Annotated in this window: 15 protein-coding genes; 11 read left to right on the top strand and 4 right to left on the bottom strand. The window is 72.3% G+C overall.

The window, feature by feature from the left end; genetic code table 11:
• Nucleotides 1-82 precede the first annotated feature (82 nt).
• A complete protein-coding gene (locus IE94_RS0125780; protein WP_209441083.1) occupies nucleotides 83-676 on the top strand; it encodes a riboflavin biosynthesis intermediates N-glycosidase in 594 nt (197 codons plus the stop codon).
• 138 nt (nucleotides 677-814) lie between these two features.
• On the opposite strand, the gene IE94_RS0125775 is transcribed toward IE94_RS0125780, so the two are convergent.
• Nucleotides 815-1,264 carry a DUF4190 domain-containing protein gene (locus tag IE94_RS0125775; RefSeq protein WP_030188708.1) on the bottom strand — a complete coding sequence of 150 codons (450 nt, stop codon included), beginning with the start codon at nucleotides 1,262-1,264 and terminating at the stop codon, nucleotides 815-817.
• A 58-nt stretch (nucleotides 1,265-1,322) separates the two neighbouring features.
• A complete protein-coding gene (locus tag IE94_RS0125770) occupies nucleotides 1,323-1,988 on the bottom strand; it encodes a DUF4190 domain-containing protein (protein ID WP_030188707.1) in 666 nt (221 codons plus the stop codon).
• A 56-nt stretch (nucleotides 1,989-2,044) separates the two neighbouring features.
• Between IE94_RS0125770 and IE94_RS0125765 the strand changes: the two genes are divergently transcribed.
• The 3 genes from IE94_RS0125765 to IE94_RS0125755 all read left to right on the top strand — a co-directional run bounded on the left by IE94_RS0125765 (nucleotide 2,045) and on the right by IE94_RS0125755 (nucleotide 5,248).
• On the top strand, nucleotides 2,045-3,205 hold the full coding sequence (locus tag IE94_RS0125765; protein ID WP_106978007.1) for an adenosine deaminase: 1,161 nt from the start codon (nucleotides 2,045-2,047) through the stop codon (nucleotides 3,203-3,205).
• A 14-nt stretch (nucleotides 3,206-3,219) separates the two neighbouring features.
• Nucleotides 3,220-3,933 (top strand): glycerophosphodiester phosphodiesterase, encoded by a 714-nt coding sequence (locus tag IE94_RS0125760; protein ID WP_030188704.1) that lies wholly within the window; start codon nucleotides 3,220-3,222, stop codon nucleotides 3,931-3,933.
• Between the two features lie 154 nt (nucleotides 3,934-4,087).
• On the top strand, nucleotides 4,088-5,248 hold the full coding sequence (locus IE94_RS0125755) for a serine hydrolase domain-containing protein (RefSeq protein ID WP_030188703.1): 1,161 nt from the start codon (nucleotides 4,088-4,090) through the stop codon (nucleotides 5,246-5,248).
• Here the strand turns inward: IE94_RS0125755 and IE94_RS41255 are convergent.
• Both IE94_RS41255 and IE94_RS0125745 read right to left on the bottom strand, forming a co-directional pair.
• Nucleotides 5,167-5,541 carry an HXXEE domain-containing protein gene (locus IE94_RS41255; protein WP_030188702.1) on the bottom strand — a complete coding sequence of 125 codons (375 nt, stop codon included), beginning with the start codon at nucleotides 5,539-5,541 and terminating at the stop codon, nucleotides 5,167-5,169. The genes IE94_RS0125755 and IE94_RS41255 overlap by 82 nt on opposite strands.
• Nucleotides 5,542-5,691: 150 nt before the next feature.
• Complete coding sequence (locus tag IE94_RS0125745; protein ID WP_030188699.1) at nucleotides 5,692-7,131, bottom strand: gamma-aminobutyraldehyde dehydrogenase; 1,440 nt, start codon at nucleotides 7,129-7,131, stop codon at nucleotides 5,692-5,694.
• Between the two features lie 163 nt (nucleotides 7,132-7,294).
• Between IE94_RS0125745 and IE94_RS0125740 the strand changes: the two genes are divergently transcribed.
• The 7 genes from IE94_RS0125740 to IE94_RS0125710 all read left to right on the top strand — a co-directional run bounded on the left by IE94_RS0125740 (nucleotide 7,295) and on the right by IE94_RS0125710 (nucleotide 14,149).
• The gene (locus IE94_RS0125740) at nucleotides 7,295-7,810 is read left to right on the top strand and encodes an Lrp/AsnC family transcriptional regulator (RefSeq protein WP_030188697.1); all 516 of its coding nucleotides are present in this window, start codon (nucleotides 7,295-7,297) and stop codon (nucleotides 7,808-7,810) included.
• A 2-nt stretch (nucleotides 7,811-7,812) separates the two neighbouring features.
• A complete protein-coding gene (locus IE94_RS0125735) occupies nucleotides 7,813-9,186 on the top strand; it encodes an aspartate aminotransferase family protein (RefSeq protein ID WP_030188695.1) in 1,374 nt (457 codons plus the stop codon).
• Nucleotides 9,187-9,390: 204 nt separating this feature from the next.
• A complete protein-coding gene (locus IE94_RS0125730) occupies nucleotides 9,391-10,167 on the top strand; it encodes an ABC transporter ATP-binding protein (protein WP_030188691.1) in 777 nt (258 codons plus the stop codon).
• Nucleotides 10,149-11,543, top strand: a complete 1,395-nt coding sequence (locus IE94_RS0125725) for a hypothetical protein (protein WP_030188689.1) — start codon at nucleotides 10,149-10,151, stop codon at nucleotides 11,541-11,543. Before IE94_RS0125730 ends, IE94_RS0125725 begins: the two co-directional genes overlap by 19 nt.
• 145 nt (nucleotides 11,544-11,688) lie before the next feature.
• Nucleotides 11,689-12,096, top strand: coding sequence for a VOC family protein (locus tag IE94_RS0125720; RefSeq protein ID WP_030188687.1), 408 nt, complete (start codon nucleotides 11,689-11,691; stop codon nucleotides 12,094-12,096).
• A 79-nt stretch (nucleotides 12,097-12,175) separates the two neighbouring features.
• On the top strand, nucleotides 12,176-13,294 hold the full coding sequence (locus tag IE94_RS0125715; protein ID WP_030188678.1) for an LOG family protein: 1,119 nt from the start codon (nucleotides 12,176-12,178) through the stop codon (nucleotides 13,292-13,294).
• A gap of 156 nt (nucleotides 13,295-13,450) precedes the next feature.
• A complete protein-coding gene (locus tag IE94_RS0125710; protein ID WP_030188676.1) occupies nucleotides 13,451-14,149 on the top strand; it encodes an LAETG motif-containing sortase-dependent surface protein in 699 nt (232 codons plus the stop codon).
• Nucleotides 14,150-14,154 lie beyond the last annotated feature (5 nt).

Here is a 14,154-nt window from a genome sequence, read left to right as displayed (position 1 = left end):
CGACGGAATCTGTCGACCAGGTGTCGAGTCGCCACGGAAAAGGCCGGACGGAGTGTCAGTGGCGCGTGCCACACTCGCGTGCATGGAGAAGATCACGGGGGCCCACCGGAGCGCGGTGGAGGGCATCACCAGCCGGGAAGCGCTGGTCGCGAGGGTCCGGGCGGGCGCGCGGATCAAGTACCTGTGCTTCTGGGGGCACCGGCCGCTCCCGGGCGGCGGGCTCGGGCCGGGCTGTCTGAGCCAGTGGTGGCCGTCGCCGTTCACCGTGGCCGGGGTGGAGTACGCGACGGCCGAGCACTGGATGATGGCGGGCAAGGCCCGGCTCTTCGAGGACGCGGAGGCCGAGCGCCGGGTGCTGGCGGCCGCTCACCCCGCGGAGGCGAAGAAGGCGGGCCGGCTCGTGCGCGGTTTCGACGAGGCGGTGTGGGAGCGGGAGCGGTTCCGGATCGTGGTGGAGGGCAGCGTCCACAAGTTCGCCTCGGACCCGGCGCTGCGGGCGTTCCTGCTGGGCACGGGCGAGCGGGTGCTGGTGGAGGCGAGCCCCGTGGACCGGGTGTGGGGCATCGGCCTGGCCGCGGACGACGAGGCGGCGCGGGACCCCGAGCGCTGGCGGGGGCCGAACCTGCTGGGCTTCGCGCTGATGGCGGCCCGGGAGCGGCTGCGCTCGGGCGACTGACGAAGCGGGGCGCGGTGGAGGGGAGGGGGCATGACCGAGGGGCGACCCCGGGCCGCCCCCCCCCTGTCGATACCTGTCGATACCTGCCGCCCCCCGCCGACGTCCGCCGACGCCTGCCGAAGTCTGCCGGCGCCTGGCTCAGGCGATGCTCATCAGGCTCGCGAAGGCGAGGAAGCCGAGCAGCGGCAGGATCACGGTGGCCGTGATGCCGAGCACGAGACCGGCGGTCGCGGAGCCCTTGTTGGTGGCCTCGCCCCGGGTGGCCTTGCCCCGGCCGATCGCGCCGAAGATGATCCCGAGGATGCCCAGGATCACGCCGAAGAACCACAGGAAGAAGGTCAGGCTGCACACCACGCCGATGATGCCCAGCACCAGCCCCGTGGTCCCCATGCCGTTGCTCGGCTGCATCGGCATGCCGTAGCCGGGCCCCTGCGGATAGCCCACCGGCGGGGCGGCCGGGTACGCGGCCCCCTGGTTCGGATAGCCGTACCCGGGCGCGGACTGCGGGTACGCGTAGCCCCCCGCGGGCGGCTGCCCCGGCTGCGGCGGCGGCCCGAAGTCCCCGGGTCCGGGATTGGAGTACGACATGAACTGCTCTCCCCTCGTTGGCGCTTGACATCGTAGAGGCAACCCTGCGGGGACGAGCTCAGCTTTCCGCGGTGACGGAGACCTGCGCGGGGCGCGGGGACCCGTAGGAGGGGTCGTCGTAGTCCGAGTCCTCGTTGATGGCGGCGGTGATCCCGATGGCGAGCAGCACGATCACGGCGACGCCGAGGACGATGCCGATGATGCCCATGACGAATCCGGCCTGTGCCTGACCGTGGTTGGTGGCCAGGCCGCTCTCCGCCTTGCGGCGGCCCTTGATCCCGAAGACCACGGCGAGGACGCCGAGCACCAGGGAGACGACGCCGTACAGGCAGAAGAGCGCGCAGGCGAGGATGCCCAGCACCATCGAGGCGGTACCGAGCCCGTTCTGCGGGGGCATCTGCATGCCGGGCCAGCCGTAGCCCTGGCCGTACCCGGGATAGCCGTACCCGCCCGGGACACCGGCGCCACCGGGGGCGAGGGGCGGAGGGGGCACCGCGGAGTCGGGGCCGGGGAACCCGGCGCCGGGCATCGAGGTGACCGTGGCCTGGTCGTGCACGCAGGGCGGCGGCTGCCAGGGGGGCGGCACGTCGGAGGCGGGCGGCTGGGACGGCCGGGGCGGCTGCCCGGCACCGGCGCCCTTGTCCAGGGACGGCCCGCTCTCCGGGGGTGCCCAGGGGTCGTGGGCGCCGGAAGGTTCCCCGTCCGGCCGTATCGCGTCCGTCATGTGCTGTCCCCCCGGGTCGTTCGTGCCCGCCATGCTACGGTCCCGGGCCGCCGGGCGTGAGACCGGCCTACGATGATCCCCGAACGACCGATCAGCCGATCACCCGTGCCCCGCCGCCGCCCCGCGGCCCGGGACACCGCCCCGGGGAGGAACCCTTGACCGAGCACCTCGTCGACCCCGACGTCCCACGCGACCTGCACGCCTTCATCGCCGGACTGCCGAAGGCCGAACTGCACGTCCACCACGTCGGCTCCGCCTCCCCGCGCATCGTCTCCGAACTGGCCGCGCGCCACCCCGACTCCAAGGTCCCCAGCGATCCCGAGGCCCTGGCCGACTACTTCACGTTCACGGACTTCGCGCACTTCATCGATGTGTACCTGTCCGTGGTCGACCTGATCCGCACCCCGGAGGACGTCCGGCTGCTGACCTACGAGGTGGCCCGGGACATGGCCCGGCAGCAGGTGCGGTACGCCGAGCTGACCATCACGCCGTTCTCCTCCACCCGGCGCGGCATCGACGAGGGCGCCTTCATGGACGCGATCGAGGACGCCCGCAAGGCGGCCGAGGCCGAGTTCGGGACCGTACTGCGCTGGTGCTTCGACATCCCGGGGGAGGCCGGTCTGGAGTCCGCCGAGGAGACGGCGCGGCTCGCCACCGACGACCGGCTGCGCCCGGAGGGCCTGGTCTCCTTCGGGCTCGGCGGACCCGAGATCGGGGTGGCCCGCCCGCAGTTCAAGCCGTACTTCGACCGGGCGATCGCCGCGGGCCTGCACTCGGTGCCGCACGCGGGCGAGACGACCGGCCCGCAGACCGTGTGGGACGCCCTCACCGACCTGCGCGCCGAACGCATCGGCCACGGCACCAGCTCCGCGCGGGACCCGGAGCTCCTCGCCCACCTCGCCGAGCGGCGCATCCCGCTGGAGGTGTGCCCCACCTCGAACATCGCCACCCGCGCGGTGCGCACCCTGGACGAGCACCCGATCAAGGAGTTCGCCCGCGCCGGTGTGCTGGTGACGATCAACTCCGACGACCCGCCGATGTTCGGCACCGACCTCAACAACGAGTACGCCGTGGCCGCCCGGCTCCTCGGCCTCGACGAGCGCGGCCTGGCCGACCTGGCGAAGAACGGGGTCGAGGCCTCCTTCCTCGACGCGCCGGGCAAGGCACGCCTCGCCGACGAGATCGACACGTACACCGCCCGCTGGCTCGCCTCCTGAGAGTTGCCCCCACCATGCCCACCCCGCGCCCCCTGACCGCAGTCGCCCACCGCGGCGACCCCTACCGGCACCGCGAGAACACGATCGCCTCGCTGCGTTCCGCCCTGGAGCGCGGCGCGGACGCGGTCGAGACCGATGTGCGTCTCACCCGGGACGGCGTGCCGGTGCTGCTGCACGACGAGACGCTGAAGCGGCTGTGGGGGCACGACCGGCCGCTGCGCTCCCTGTCGGCCGAGGAGGTGCGAGGGCTGACCGGGGGCCGGGTGCCGACGCTCGCGGAGGCCCTGGCGGCCACCGACGGCAGCCGGCTGATGCTGGACCTGCCGGGCGGGCCCGGCGAGCGGGCCGTGCGGCGCATCGTGGACGTGGTCCGCGAGTGCGGGGCACGGGACCGGGTGTACTACACGGCGGGCGCCGCCGCCATGCTCGCCGTGCGGGCCGCCGACCCGGCCGCCGAGATCGCCATGACCTGGACCACGGCCGCCCCGCCCCGGCCCGCGCTGCTGGCGGCGGTGCGTCCGCGGTGGCTCAACTACCGCTTCGGGCTGGTCCACCGGGCCCTGGCCGACCGCGTCCACGCCGACGGACTCCTGCTGTCCGTGTGGACCCCGGACACCCGCCGCTCCATGCGCCGCCTGCGTGCCCTGGGCGTCGACTCGATGACCACCAACCGCGTCGACGTGCTGTGCGCGCTGCGCGACGCCACCGCGACCGCTGCGGTCCCGTAAGGGGCGACCCGCACAACTCCCGCTCTTCATGGGGGCGTTCCCCGAGCCCTGTCGGGGGGTGGGCACCCTACCTCACAGACGATCCACCACGGGACGCGGCGCACAAGGATGATCACGATCCTTCCACCGCAACCGCCTTCGCCTGGAGTAGTCGATGCGTGCCCGTACCCATGCGGTTCTCGCCGCCTCAGTCGTCCTCGCCCTGGCCGCCGGCCCGCTGGCGGCCCCCGCCTTCGCCGCGCCGCCCGCCCCCGCCTCCAACTCCACCGATCGGCGGGGACCGGACGAGGAAGCGCTGCGCGCCGCCATCGCGGGACTGCCGAACCGGTACGCCACCGCCTCGCTCGTACGGGTCGGCACCCCCGGCGGCGACTGGCACGGCAGCGCGGGGGTGCGCGACCTGGCCAGTGCCCGGCCGGCCCACCCCGACGCCCGCTTCCGGGCCGGTTCGATCACGAAGGTCGTCACCGCGGCCACCGTCCTGCGCCTCGCCGCCCAGGACGAGATCGACCTGGACGCGCCCGTCCAGGGCTATCTCCCGGACCTGTTCACGCCGGACTTCGAGCAGCCGATCAGCGTGCGCCACCTGCTGAACCACACCAGCGGCATCAAGCCGGGCGACGGCCTCGGCGACGACTTCGCTCAGGCGTACGCGCACCGGTACGAGACCCTCACCCCGCAGCGGGTCGCGGCGTCGGCGATCGCCAAGGGCCCGGAGGACTTCGTCCCGGGGACGCGCCAGCAGTACCTGAACATCAACTACACGATCCTCGGCCTGCTGATCGAGAAGGTCACGGGACGCTCGTACGCCTCGGAGGCCGCACGTCTCGTCCTGCGCCCGGCCGGCATGCACCACACGTACTTCCCGGGCACCGGTCCCCGCATCCGGGGCCCGCACAACCGGGGCTATCAGGCGGTGGAGCGGCCGGACGGCACGACGAGGCTGGTCGACGTGACCGAGTGGAACCAGGCGGACCGCTGGGCGGCGGGCGACATGATCTCCACCACCGGCGACCTGGAGAGGCTGCTCACAAAGCTGTTCCGGGGAGAGATCGTGCCGCAGCCCGAGCTGGAGGAGATGTTCACGACTCCGGCGGGCGTCCCGGACGCGACCCTGAGCGCCGGGCTGGAGTACCAGGAGGCCGACGGCCAGGTCTTCTGGGGCAAGTCGGGGGCGCGCTACGGCTACAGCGCCTTCATCGGCGGCACCCGCGACCTGCGTCGCACCCTGGTCTACTCGGTCAACTCCACCGACGCCAAGAGCACCGCGCGCAATCCGGTCGCCGACGCGATCACCGCGGCCGCGCTTCGGTAGCCCCCGTCACCCGACGCGCCACCGCGTGCGCCGAGCCCTACGGCGGGGTCGCGCGGGCGGGTGGCGCGCAGGACCCCGGCGCGGCGCAGCCGGCCCCGGGCCCACAGGGTGAACGGGACCACGACCAGCGGTGAGGTGGCCGCCCCGGGCGGGTCGCCGCGCACCAGCCCGGCCTGCGCGAGGTGGACCAGTCCGTGCAGGCCAAGGGCGTTCAGCGCGATCTGGTAGGCGGCCGAGCGGCCTCCGGCACGGCCGGGTACCGCTCGCGCAGGGCGGGGAGACGGCGCCGCCACCAGCCCGGCACGGTCGCCCGCTCTCCGAGGCGACACCCTGTCGACCGGGCCGAGTTCACGGACCCACACGCGGCGCGGCCCCGGACGGGAACGGGTTGCCCGTCCGGGGCCGCGCACGAGCCGAGGGCGCGAGGCGTCAGGCGTCGGACGTCAGGCGTCCAGCGACGTCATCACGTGCTTGATCCGCGTGTAGTCCTCGAAGCCGTACCCCGACAGGTCCTTGCCGTAGCCGGACTTCTTGAAGCCGCCGTGCGGCATCTCGGCGACCAGCGGGATGTGGGTGTTGATCCACACGCAGCCGAAGTCGAGCCTCTTGGACATCCGCATGGCGCGGCCGTGGTCCTTGGTCCACACGGAGGAGGCCAGCGCGTACTCGACGCCGTTGGCCCACTCGACGGCCTGGTCCTCGTCGCGGAAGGACTGGACGGTGATGACCGGGCCGAAGACCTCCTGCTGGATGATCTCGTCGTCCTGCTTGAGGCCGGAGACGACGGTCGGCGCGTAGAAGTAGCCCTTGTCGCCGACCCGGTGGCCGCCCGCCTCGACCTTGGCGTGCGCGGGCAGGCGCTCGACGAACCCGGCGACCTGCTTGAGCTGGTTGGGGTTGTTGAGCGGGCCGTAGAGCACGTCCTCGTCGTCGGGCTGCCCGGTCTTGATCTCGGACGCGGCCTTGGCGAGCGCGCTCACGAACTCGTCGTGGACCGACTCGTGGACGAGCACGCGGGTGGCCGCCGTGCAGTCCTGCCCGGCGTTGAAGTAGCCCGCCTCCGAGATGCCCGCGACGGCCTTGGGGATGTCGGTGTCCTCGAAGACCACCACCGGGGCCTTGCCGCCCAGCTCCAGGTGGACCCGCTTGAGGTCCTTGGACGCCGACTCGGCGACCGACATGCCGGCCCGCACGGAACCGGTGATGGAGGCCATGGCCGGGGTCGGGTGCTCGACCATCAGGCGGCCGGTGTCGCGGTCGCCGCAGACGACGTTGAAGACGCCCTTGGGCACGATCGAGCCGATGATGTCGGCCATCAGGACCGTGGAGGCGGGGGTGGTGTCCGAGGGCTTGAGGACGACCGTGTTGCCCGCGGCGAGCGCCGGGGCGAACTTCCACACGGCCATCATCATCGGGTAGTTCCACGGCGCGACCTGCGCGCAGACACCGATGGGCTCGCGGCGCACGAAGGAGGTCAGACCCTCCATGTACTCGCCGGCGCCGCGGCCTTCCAGCATCCGCGCCGCGCCCGCGAAGAAGCGGATCTGGTCGACCATCGGCGGGATCTCCTCGGAGCGGGTCAGCCCGATCGGCTTGCCCGTGTTCTCCACCTCGGCCGCGATCAGTTCCTCGGCCCGCTCCTCGAACGCGTCCGCGATCTTCAGCAGGGCCTTCTGCCGCTCGGCCGGGGTCGTGTCGCGCCAGGCCGGGAAGGCCGCCGCGGCGGCCTCCATGGCGGCGTCCACGTCGGCCTGCCCGGACAGGGGGGCGGACGCGTACGCCTCGCCGGTGGCGGGGTTGACCACGTCCGTGGTCCGTCCGTCGGCGGCGTCCCGGAACTCACCGTCGATGTAGTTGCGCAAACGACGCAGCTCGGTGCTCACTGCCGGCCCTCCAGGTTCGGTGTCCATTGACTGAGACACCACCCTAGACGGAGCGCCGACGTTTTCAACACCCCCACCGGCCCCAGGGTTGCGATATCCGCAGCTTGAAGCGAGCCAAACAACGAATTTCATCGATCCAACCTTGCGAAACTGTCGAGACGTCGTGCACAGTGAAGCCGTGGCCAGTCGAAGCGCAGACCAGAAGGACTCCCGCGAGTCCAGGAACGGCGGTCCCCCGTTGGACGCCGTCTCCCTCGCCATCATCGAGCAGCTCCAGGAGGACGGCCGCCGGCCGTACGCCGCCATCGGCAAGGCCGTGGGCCTGTCGGAGGCGGCGGTGCGCCAGCGCGTCCAGAAGCTGCTCGACCAGGGCGTGATGCAGATCGTCGCCGTCACGGACCCGCTCACCGTGGGCTTCCGGCGCCAGGCGATGGTCGGTGTCAACGTCGAGGGCGACGTGGAGTCGGTGGCCGAGGCGCTGTCGGCCATGTCCGAGTGCGAGTACGTGGTGATGACCGCGGGCTCCTTCGACCTGATGGTGGAGGTCGTCTGCGAGGACGACGACCATCTCCTCGAGGTCATCAACCGACGCATCCGGGCGGTGCCCGGCGTGCGCTCCACCGAGAGCTTCGTCTACCTCAAGCTCAAGAAGCAGACCTATATGTGGGGAACCCGATAATCGTGAGCACCGACAGCCCCAAGGACCTCAGCAAGGCCGCGTACGACCACCTGTGGATGCACTTCACCCGCATGTCGTCGTACGAGAACGCCCCCGTCCCCACCATCGTCCGCGGTGAGGGCACCCACATCTTCGACGACAAGGGCAAGCGCTACCTCGACGGCCTCGCCGGTCTGTTCGTGGTCCAGGCCGGACACGGCCGCACGGAGCTGGCCGAGGCCGCCGCGAAGCAGGCGCAGGAGCTCGCCTTCTTCCCGGTGTGGTCCTACGCCCACCCCAAGGCCGTCGAGCTGGCCGAGCGCCTGGCGAACGAGGCCCCCGGCGACCTCAACAAGGTCTTCTTCACCACCGGCGGCGGCGAGGCGGTCGAGACCGCCTGGAAGCTCGCCAAGCAGTACTTCAAGCTGACCGGCAAGCCCACCAAGTACAAGGTGATCTCCCGCGCGGTGGCCTACCACGGCACCCCGCAGGGCGCCCTGTCCATCACGGGCCTGCCCGCGCTGAAGGCCCCCTTCGAGCCGCTCGTTCCGGGCGCGCACAAGGTGCCGAACACCAACATCTACCGCGCCCCGCTCTTCGGCGACGACCCCGAGGCCTTCGGCCGCTGGGCCGCCGACCAGATCGAGCAGCAGATCCTCTTCGAGGGCCCGGACACGGTCGCGGCGGTCTTCCTGGAGCCCGTGCAGAACGCCGGCGGCTGCTTCCCGCCCCCGCCCGGCTACTTCCAGCGGGTCCGCGAGATCTGCGACCAGTACGACGTACTGCTCGTCTCGGACGAGGTCATCTGCGCCTTCGGCCGCCTGGGCACGACCTTCGCCTGCGACAAGTTCGGCTACGTCCCGGACATGATCACCTGCGCGAAGGGCATGACCTCGGGCTACTCCCCGATCGGCGCCTGCATCGTCTCCGACCGCCTGGCCGAGCCGTTCTACAAGGGCGACAACACCTTCCTGCACGGCTACACCTTCGGCGGCCACCCGGTCTCCGCCGCGGTCGGCCTCGCCAACCTCGACCTGTTCGAGCGCGAGGGCCTCAACCAGCACGTGCTCGACAACGAGGGCGCCTTCCGCGCCACCCTGGAGAAGCTGCACGACCTGCCGATCGTCGGCGACGTCCGCGGCAACGGCTTCTTCTACGGCATCGAGCTGGTCAAGGACAAGGCCACCAAGGAGTCCTTCAACGACGAGGAGACCGAGCGCGTCCTGTACGGCTTCCTCTCCAAGAAGCTCTTCGAGAACGGCCTGTACTGCCGTGCCGACGACCGCGGCGACCCGGTCATCCAGCTCGCCCCGCCGCTGATCTCCGACCAGGAGACCTTCGACGAGATCGAGCAGATCCTGCGCGCCACGCTGACGGAGGCGTGGACGAAGCTCTGATCACCTTCTGATCATCCTTTGGGAAGATCATCACCGGCCCCGGCGCCGCCCGTTCGAGTGAGACACGGCGGCCCGGGGCCTCGTGCTGTCCGGCCTCCGCGCGGGGACTGCTTAGCGTGCCCAGTGACCGATCGGCCCCGTCTTCGTTCCCCCGGAAGGGGGGCAGGACCGGGGAAATACGGATCAGAACCGAGGTGTACGCCCATGGAGGCCCCGCCGGACAACGACGTGCTCTGGGCCCGTGCCCTGCACTTCCAGCACCACGACGGCTCCCCCGCGCTGCAAGGCGTGTCGCTCGGCGTGCGCGAGGGCGAGATCCTCGCCGTGAGCGGCCCGCGCGGCAGCGGCAAGACCACGCTGCTGCGGTGCCTGTCCGGACTGGTCAAGCCGCAGGACGGCGAGGTGTGGTTCAACAGCGTGCCGGTGCACACCATGGGTCCGCTCAGCCGCGAGCGGCTGCGCCGCGACCGCTTCGGCTGGATCGACCCCGCCCCGGCGCTCGTCCCCGAGCTGAACGCCTGGGAGAACGCCGCGCTCCCCCTCATGCTGCGCGGCACCGGCCGGCGCCGGGCCAAGACCGCCGCCCTGGAGTGGCTGGACCGCCTCGACGTCGGCGACAAGGCGCGCCGGCGCCCCCACGAACTGCGGCAGGCCGAGCGGCAGCGCGTCTGCATCGCCCGCGCCCTCGCCGTCGCCCCCGCGGTCCTCTTCGCCGACGAGCCGACGGCCCCCCTGCACCGCGCCGACCGCTCCCATGTCCTGCGCACGCTCACCACGGCGGCCCGCTCGCACGGCATCACCGTCCTGCTCGCCACGCACGACGCGCAGACCGCCGCCCTGGCGGACCGCGCGGTGGCGCTCCTCGACGGACGGCGGGTGCGGACCGTGCACCTGCCGCCGCTCGCCGAGACCGCGGTGGCCACGGGCGCCGCCGGGACTCCCGGAACGGAAGGCCGGGCGGCGTGCTCGCTCTCCGCCTGACCCGCACCGCCCACCTCGCCGTCCACCTGCGCCGCCTGCTGGTCGCGGTGGCCTCGGCGGGCACGGGCTTCCTGCTGCTGTGCGCCCTCGGCCACGCCCTGAGCCACCCCGACGCACCCGGCGCCTCCGCCCTCCGCCTGGCCTGGTGCGCGGCCCCGCTGGCCGCCGCGGTGTACCTCGCGGTCGCCGTGGCCCGCACCGATCCCGGGACCCGGCCGCGCTCGGGACTGTCGGCGATCGGTCTGGGGCCGGGCCGGCTGATGGCCGTATCGGCGACGACCACGGCCCTGTCCGCCTCGCTGGGTTCGGTGGCGGCCCTGCTCGTCTTCCTGCACCTGCGCGGTGACCTGACCGGGGGCCGGCCCTCGGGCCGCGTGGCGGCCGACGCCCTGGCCGTCGGCCAGTCCCTCCCGGTGCCGGCCGTGCTGACCCTGCTGGTCCTCGTCCCGGCCTTCGCCTCGGCCGCGGTGGCCCACACGCTGCGGCCCCGCGACCCCCGGCCCGCCGCTGCCGCCGCACCCCGCGGTTACGGCCGCTTCGGCGCGTACGGCTGGGGCAAGGCCCGCGAGACCTTCGGCGCCTACGGCCGCTTCGGCGCCCGCACCGCCGCCGCAACCGTCCCCGCGGACGGTCGTGCCGCCGCCCCTGCGGACGGTCACACCGCTGTCGGCACCCTGCAAACGCGGGTGAGCGACCTCCAGACCTCGACCCCGAGCCCGTCGGACGCCGCCCCGCACGCGCCGGAGGCCGACCCCGACACTGCGACCGAGTCGACGCCCCGCCCCCAGAACACCACCGCCCTCCCCTGGGGCATCGCCGTCCTCACCGCGGGCCTCACCGTCGAGACCTACACCGGCAACGCGGCCGGCGCGCCCGCCCCCGGCACCGCTCCCTCCGCCGGCGTGCTGATCGGCTGGGCCCTCACCGCCCTGGGCCTCGCGCTGGCCGGGCCGGGCCTCACGCACCTGTGCGGCCGCCTGCTCCAGGCCGCCCGGCCCGGTGCCCTGCGTCTCCTGGCCGGCCGTGTCCTCATGGAGGAGTCGCAGCGCGTCGGCCGCCCGCTCGGCGTCGTGGCCGCCGTCGCCGCCGCGGCCTACGTGACCACGACCGTGTACGACGGGGACGGACCCGCCTTCGGCCCGCTCAGCGCCCTGGGCGCCCTCCTCGTGGCCGGCTGCACGGTGGCCACCCTGCTCACCGCCGCGGTCGAGGCCAGGCACGCCCGTGCCGACACCACCGAGGCCCTGCTGCGGCTCGGCGCGCCCCCCTCGACCCTGCGTGCCGCCGCCGGCGTACGGGCCGCCGCCCTGCTCGCCGTCTTCGGTCCGCTGGTCCTGATCGTCGCGGTGCTGGCCGCGCTGCCGCTGGACCACTGACCGGCAAAAGAATTTTCGAGAAAGTCCGCGCACCTGCGATGAGTTCCGGTGCCGTCTCCCGTCTACCTCTTCGAACGGCACGCCGTACGAACGGCACGCCGTACGAACCGCACCGCTACAGCGCACATCCACGGGAGAGGCCCCCATGTACCAGCAGATGATCTTCGTGAACCTGGCCACCAACGACCTCGACGCCTCGAAGAAGTTCTTCACCGGGCTCGGGTACGAGATCAACGCCCAGTTCAGCGACGACAGCACCGCCTCGATCCCGCTGAGCGGCACCATCGTCGTGATGGTGCACACGCCGCAGAAGTACCGCGAGTTCACCAAGAAGGAGATCGTGGACTCGACGAAGTCCAGCGAGGTGCTGATCGCGCTGAGCGCCGAGAGCCGCGAGAAGGTCGACGAGTTGGTGGAGAAGGCGGTCGCGGCCGGCGGCTCGGTCTCCGGCGAGACCCAGGACCACGGCTTCATGTACGGCCGGGCCTTCGACGACGTCGACGGCCACACCTTCGAGGTCGTGTGGATGGACCCGGCGGCGGTCCAGGGCTGATCGGGCGCGTGCCTAGCATGGGCGGGTGGATCAGACACCCGCCCAGCGCCCGGCCCGGTCACCGCACGGGTCACCGTCACTGTCACAGTTCCAGTCCCACCACGCCTCCCACGACCGGGAGATCGAGAACCTCGCCGAGTTCGACCGGGTCGTCTCGGCGCCCGGCGGCCTCGCCCACCACCGCGTCCAGGCGGTCGATCTGACGGGCCGTACGGACGCCCTGCTCGCCGCCGACGCCACGGGCGCCGTCTTCCTCGGCTGCCCGATGGAGCCCCGTGCCGCCGCCGGGGTGCGTGCCACCGGCGCCCTGGTCTTCCCGCCCATACCGGGCCTGCCCTTCGACCCCTACCGGGGGCGGCTCTACTCCCCCGACGAGTTGTACGCCCGCCTCGACGAGGGCTACGAGACGACACCGGACGCCCTGGCCTACGACTGGTTCCAGCAGACCAGGGCCGACGGGGACGTCTTCGCCTCCATGTTGCGCGCCGTCCACGACGACGCCGTCTCGGACGCGCTGGACGAACTCGTTACGGGCCTGCGGGTGGTGGGCGTCATGGGCGGCCACGCCATGGCCCGCGGCACCGAGGAGTACGCGGGCGCCGGGCGCCTGGGCCGTGAGCTGGCCCGCGCCGGTCTCACGGTGGCCACGGGCGGCGGCCCGGGCGCGATGGAGGCGGCGAACCTCGGCGCGTACGCGGCCCCGTTCCGCGACGGGATGCTGGACGAGGCCCTGATGCTGCTCGCCAAGGTTCCCTCCTTCACCCGGTCGATCGCCGACTGGGCCCGGTCCGCGTTCGAGGTGCGTGGGCGCTGGCCCGGCGGCGGCGCCTCGATCGGCATCCCGACCTGGTTCTACGGCCACGAGCCGCCCAACGCCTTCGCCGCGCACATCGCCAAGTACTTCGCCAACGCCACCCGCGAGGACGGTCTGCTGGCCCGCTCCACCGCGGGTGTGGTGTTCCTGCCGGGCTCGGCCGGCACCCTGCAGGAGATCTTCGACAACGCGACGCCGAACTACTACGAGTCGCGCGGCGAGCCCACGCCGATGGTGCTCGTGGACCGGGAGCACTGGACCCGGACGCTGCCGGCGTGGCCGCTGCTCCAGTCGCTCGCGAAGGGGCGGCCGATGGAGTCCCGAATCGCCCTGGTTGACCGAATCGACGAGGCTCCCGACGCGCTGAAACGTCTGGGTGGTTAATAAGACGGCAAAGTCAACGCCCGTGGCAGGCATATGCGTTGACACTTCTTACGTCTCGCTTATAGACCAGTGAGGCTCATGAGTGTGCTGATGCCTCGTCATCGAGCGTCGGCACCCTCACCACCCCCCGCATCCGCGCTCCCGTAAAGGACCAACGTGGCAGTCCTGTCCATACTCAGCCGCACGGCATCACGCCGTAGCGTCCGCGCCCTCGGCGTCGTCGCCGCCTCCGCGGCCTTGGCGCTCAGCGCCTCGGGCAACGCCCTCGCCTGCAACATCGGCGAGTTCTCCGCCACAGCCAAGTGCGACGGCGACAACGGTGTCATCACCGTCACCGACGTGGACCCCGCCGGCGTTCCGGCCACCGTCACCGTCACCCTGAAGAGCACCGGCGAGCAGGTCGGCCAGGAGACGGTCAAGGGCTCCAAGGAGGGCACCACCGTCGACTTCGCCGTGGACTGGAAGCCGAACACGGAGTACCGCGTCCACGTCAAGGCCGACAGGTACGTCGACGAGTTCATCAAGCCGGACGTCACGACCCCGTCGACGCCCTGCAAGACCGAGGACACGCCGTCCCCGACCCCGTCGGAGAGCTCCTCGACCCCGTCCGACGAGACGGAGTCCCCGGCGCCCGAGCCGTCCACGTCGTCCCCCGCGCCGTCGGAGAGCACCCCTCTGGCGGCCGTGCCGAACGGCAACGCCCCGTCCCCGGCGGCCGGTGACTCCAACCTCGCCGAGACCGGCGCCAACTCCAACACCGGCATGATCGCCGGTATCGCGGCGGCCCTGGTCGTCGTCGGTGGCGGCGCCGTCTTCTTCGGCCTGCGTCGTCGCGGAGCGAACAGCAACAGCTGATCCTT

The organism is Streptomyces violaceorubidus (assembly GCF_000717995.1).
Taxonomy (GTDB): Bacteria; Actinomycetota; Actinomycetes; order Streptomycetales; family Streptomycetaceae; genus Streptomyces; species Streptomyces violaceorubidus.
This window is presented reverse-complemented; position numbering and strand designations above follow the sequence as displayed.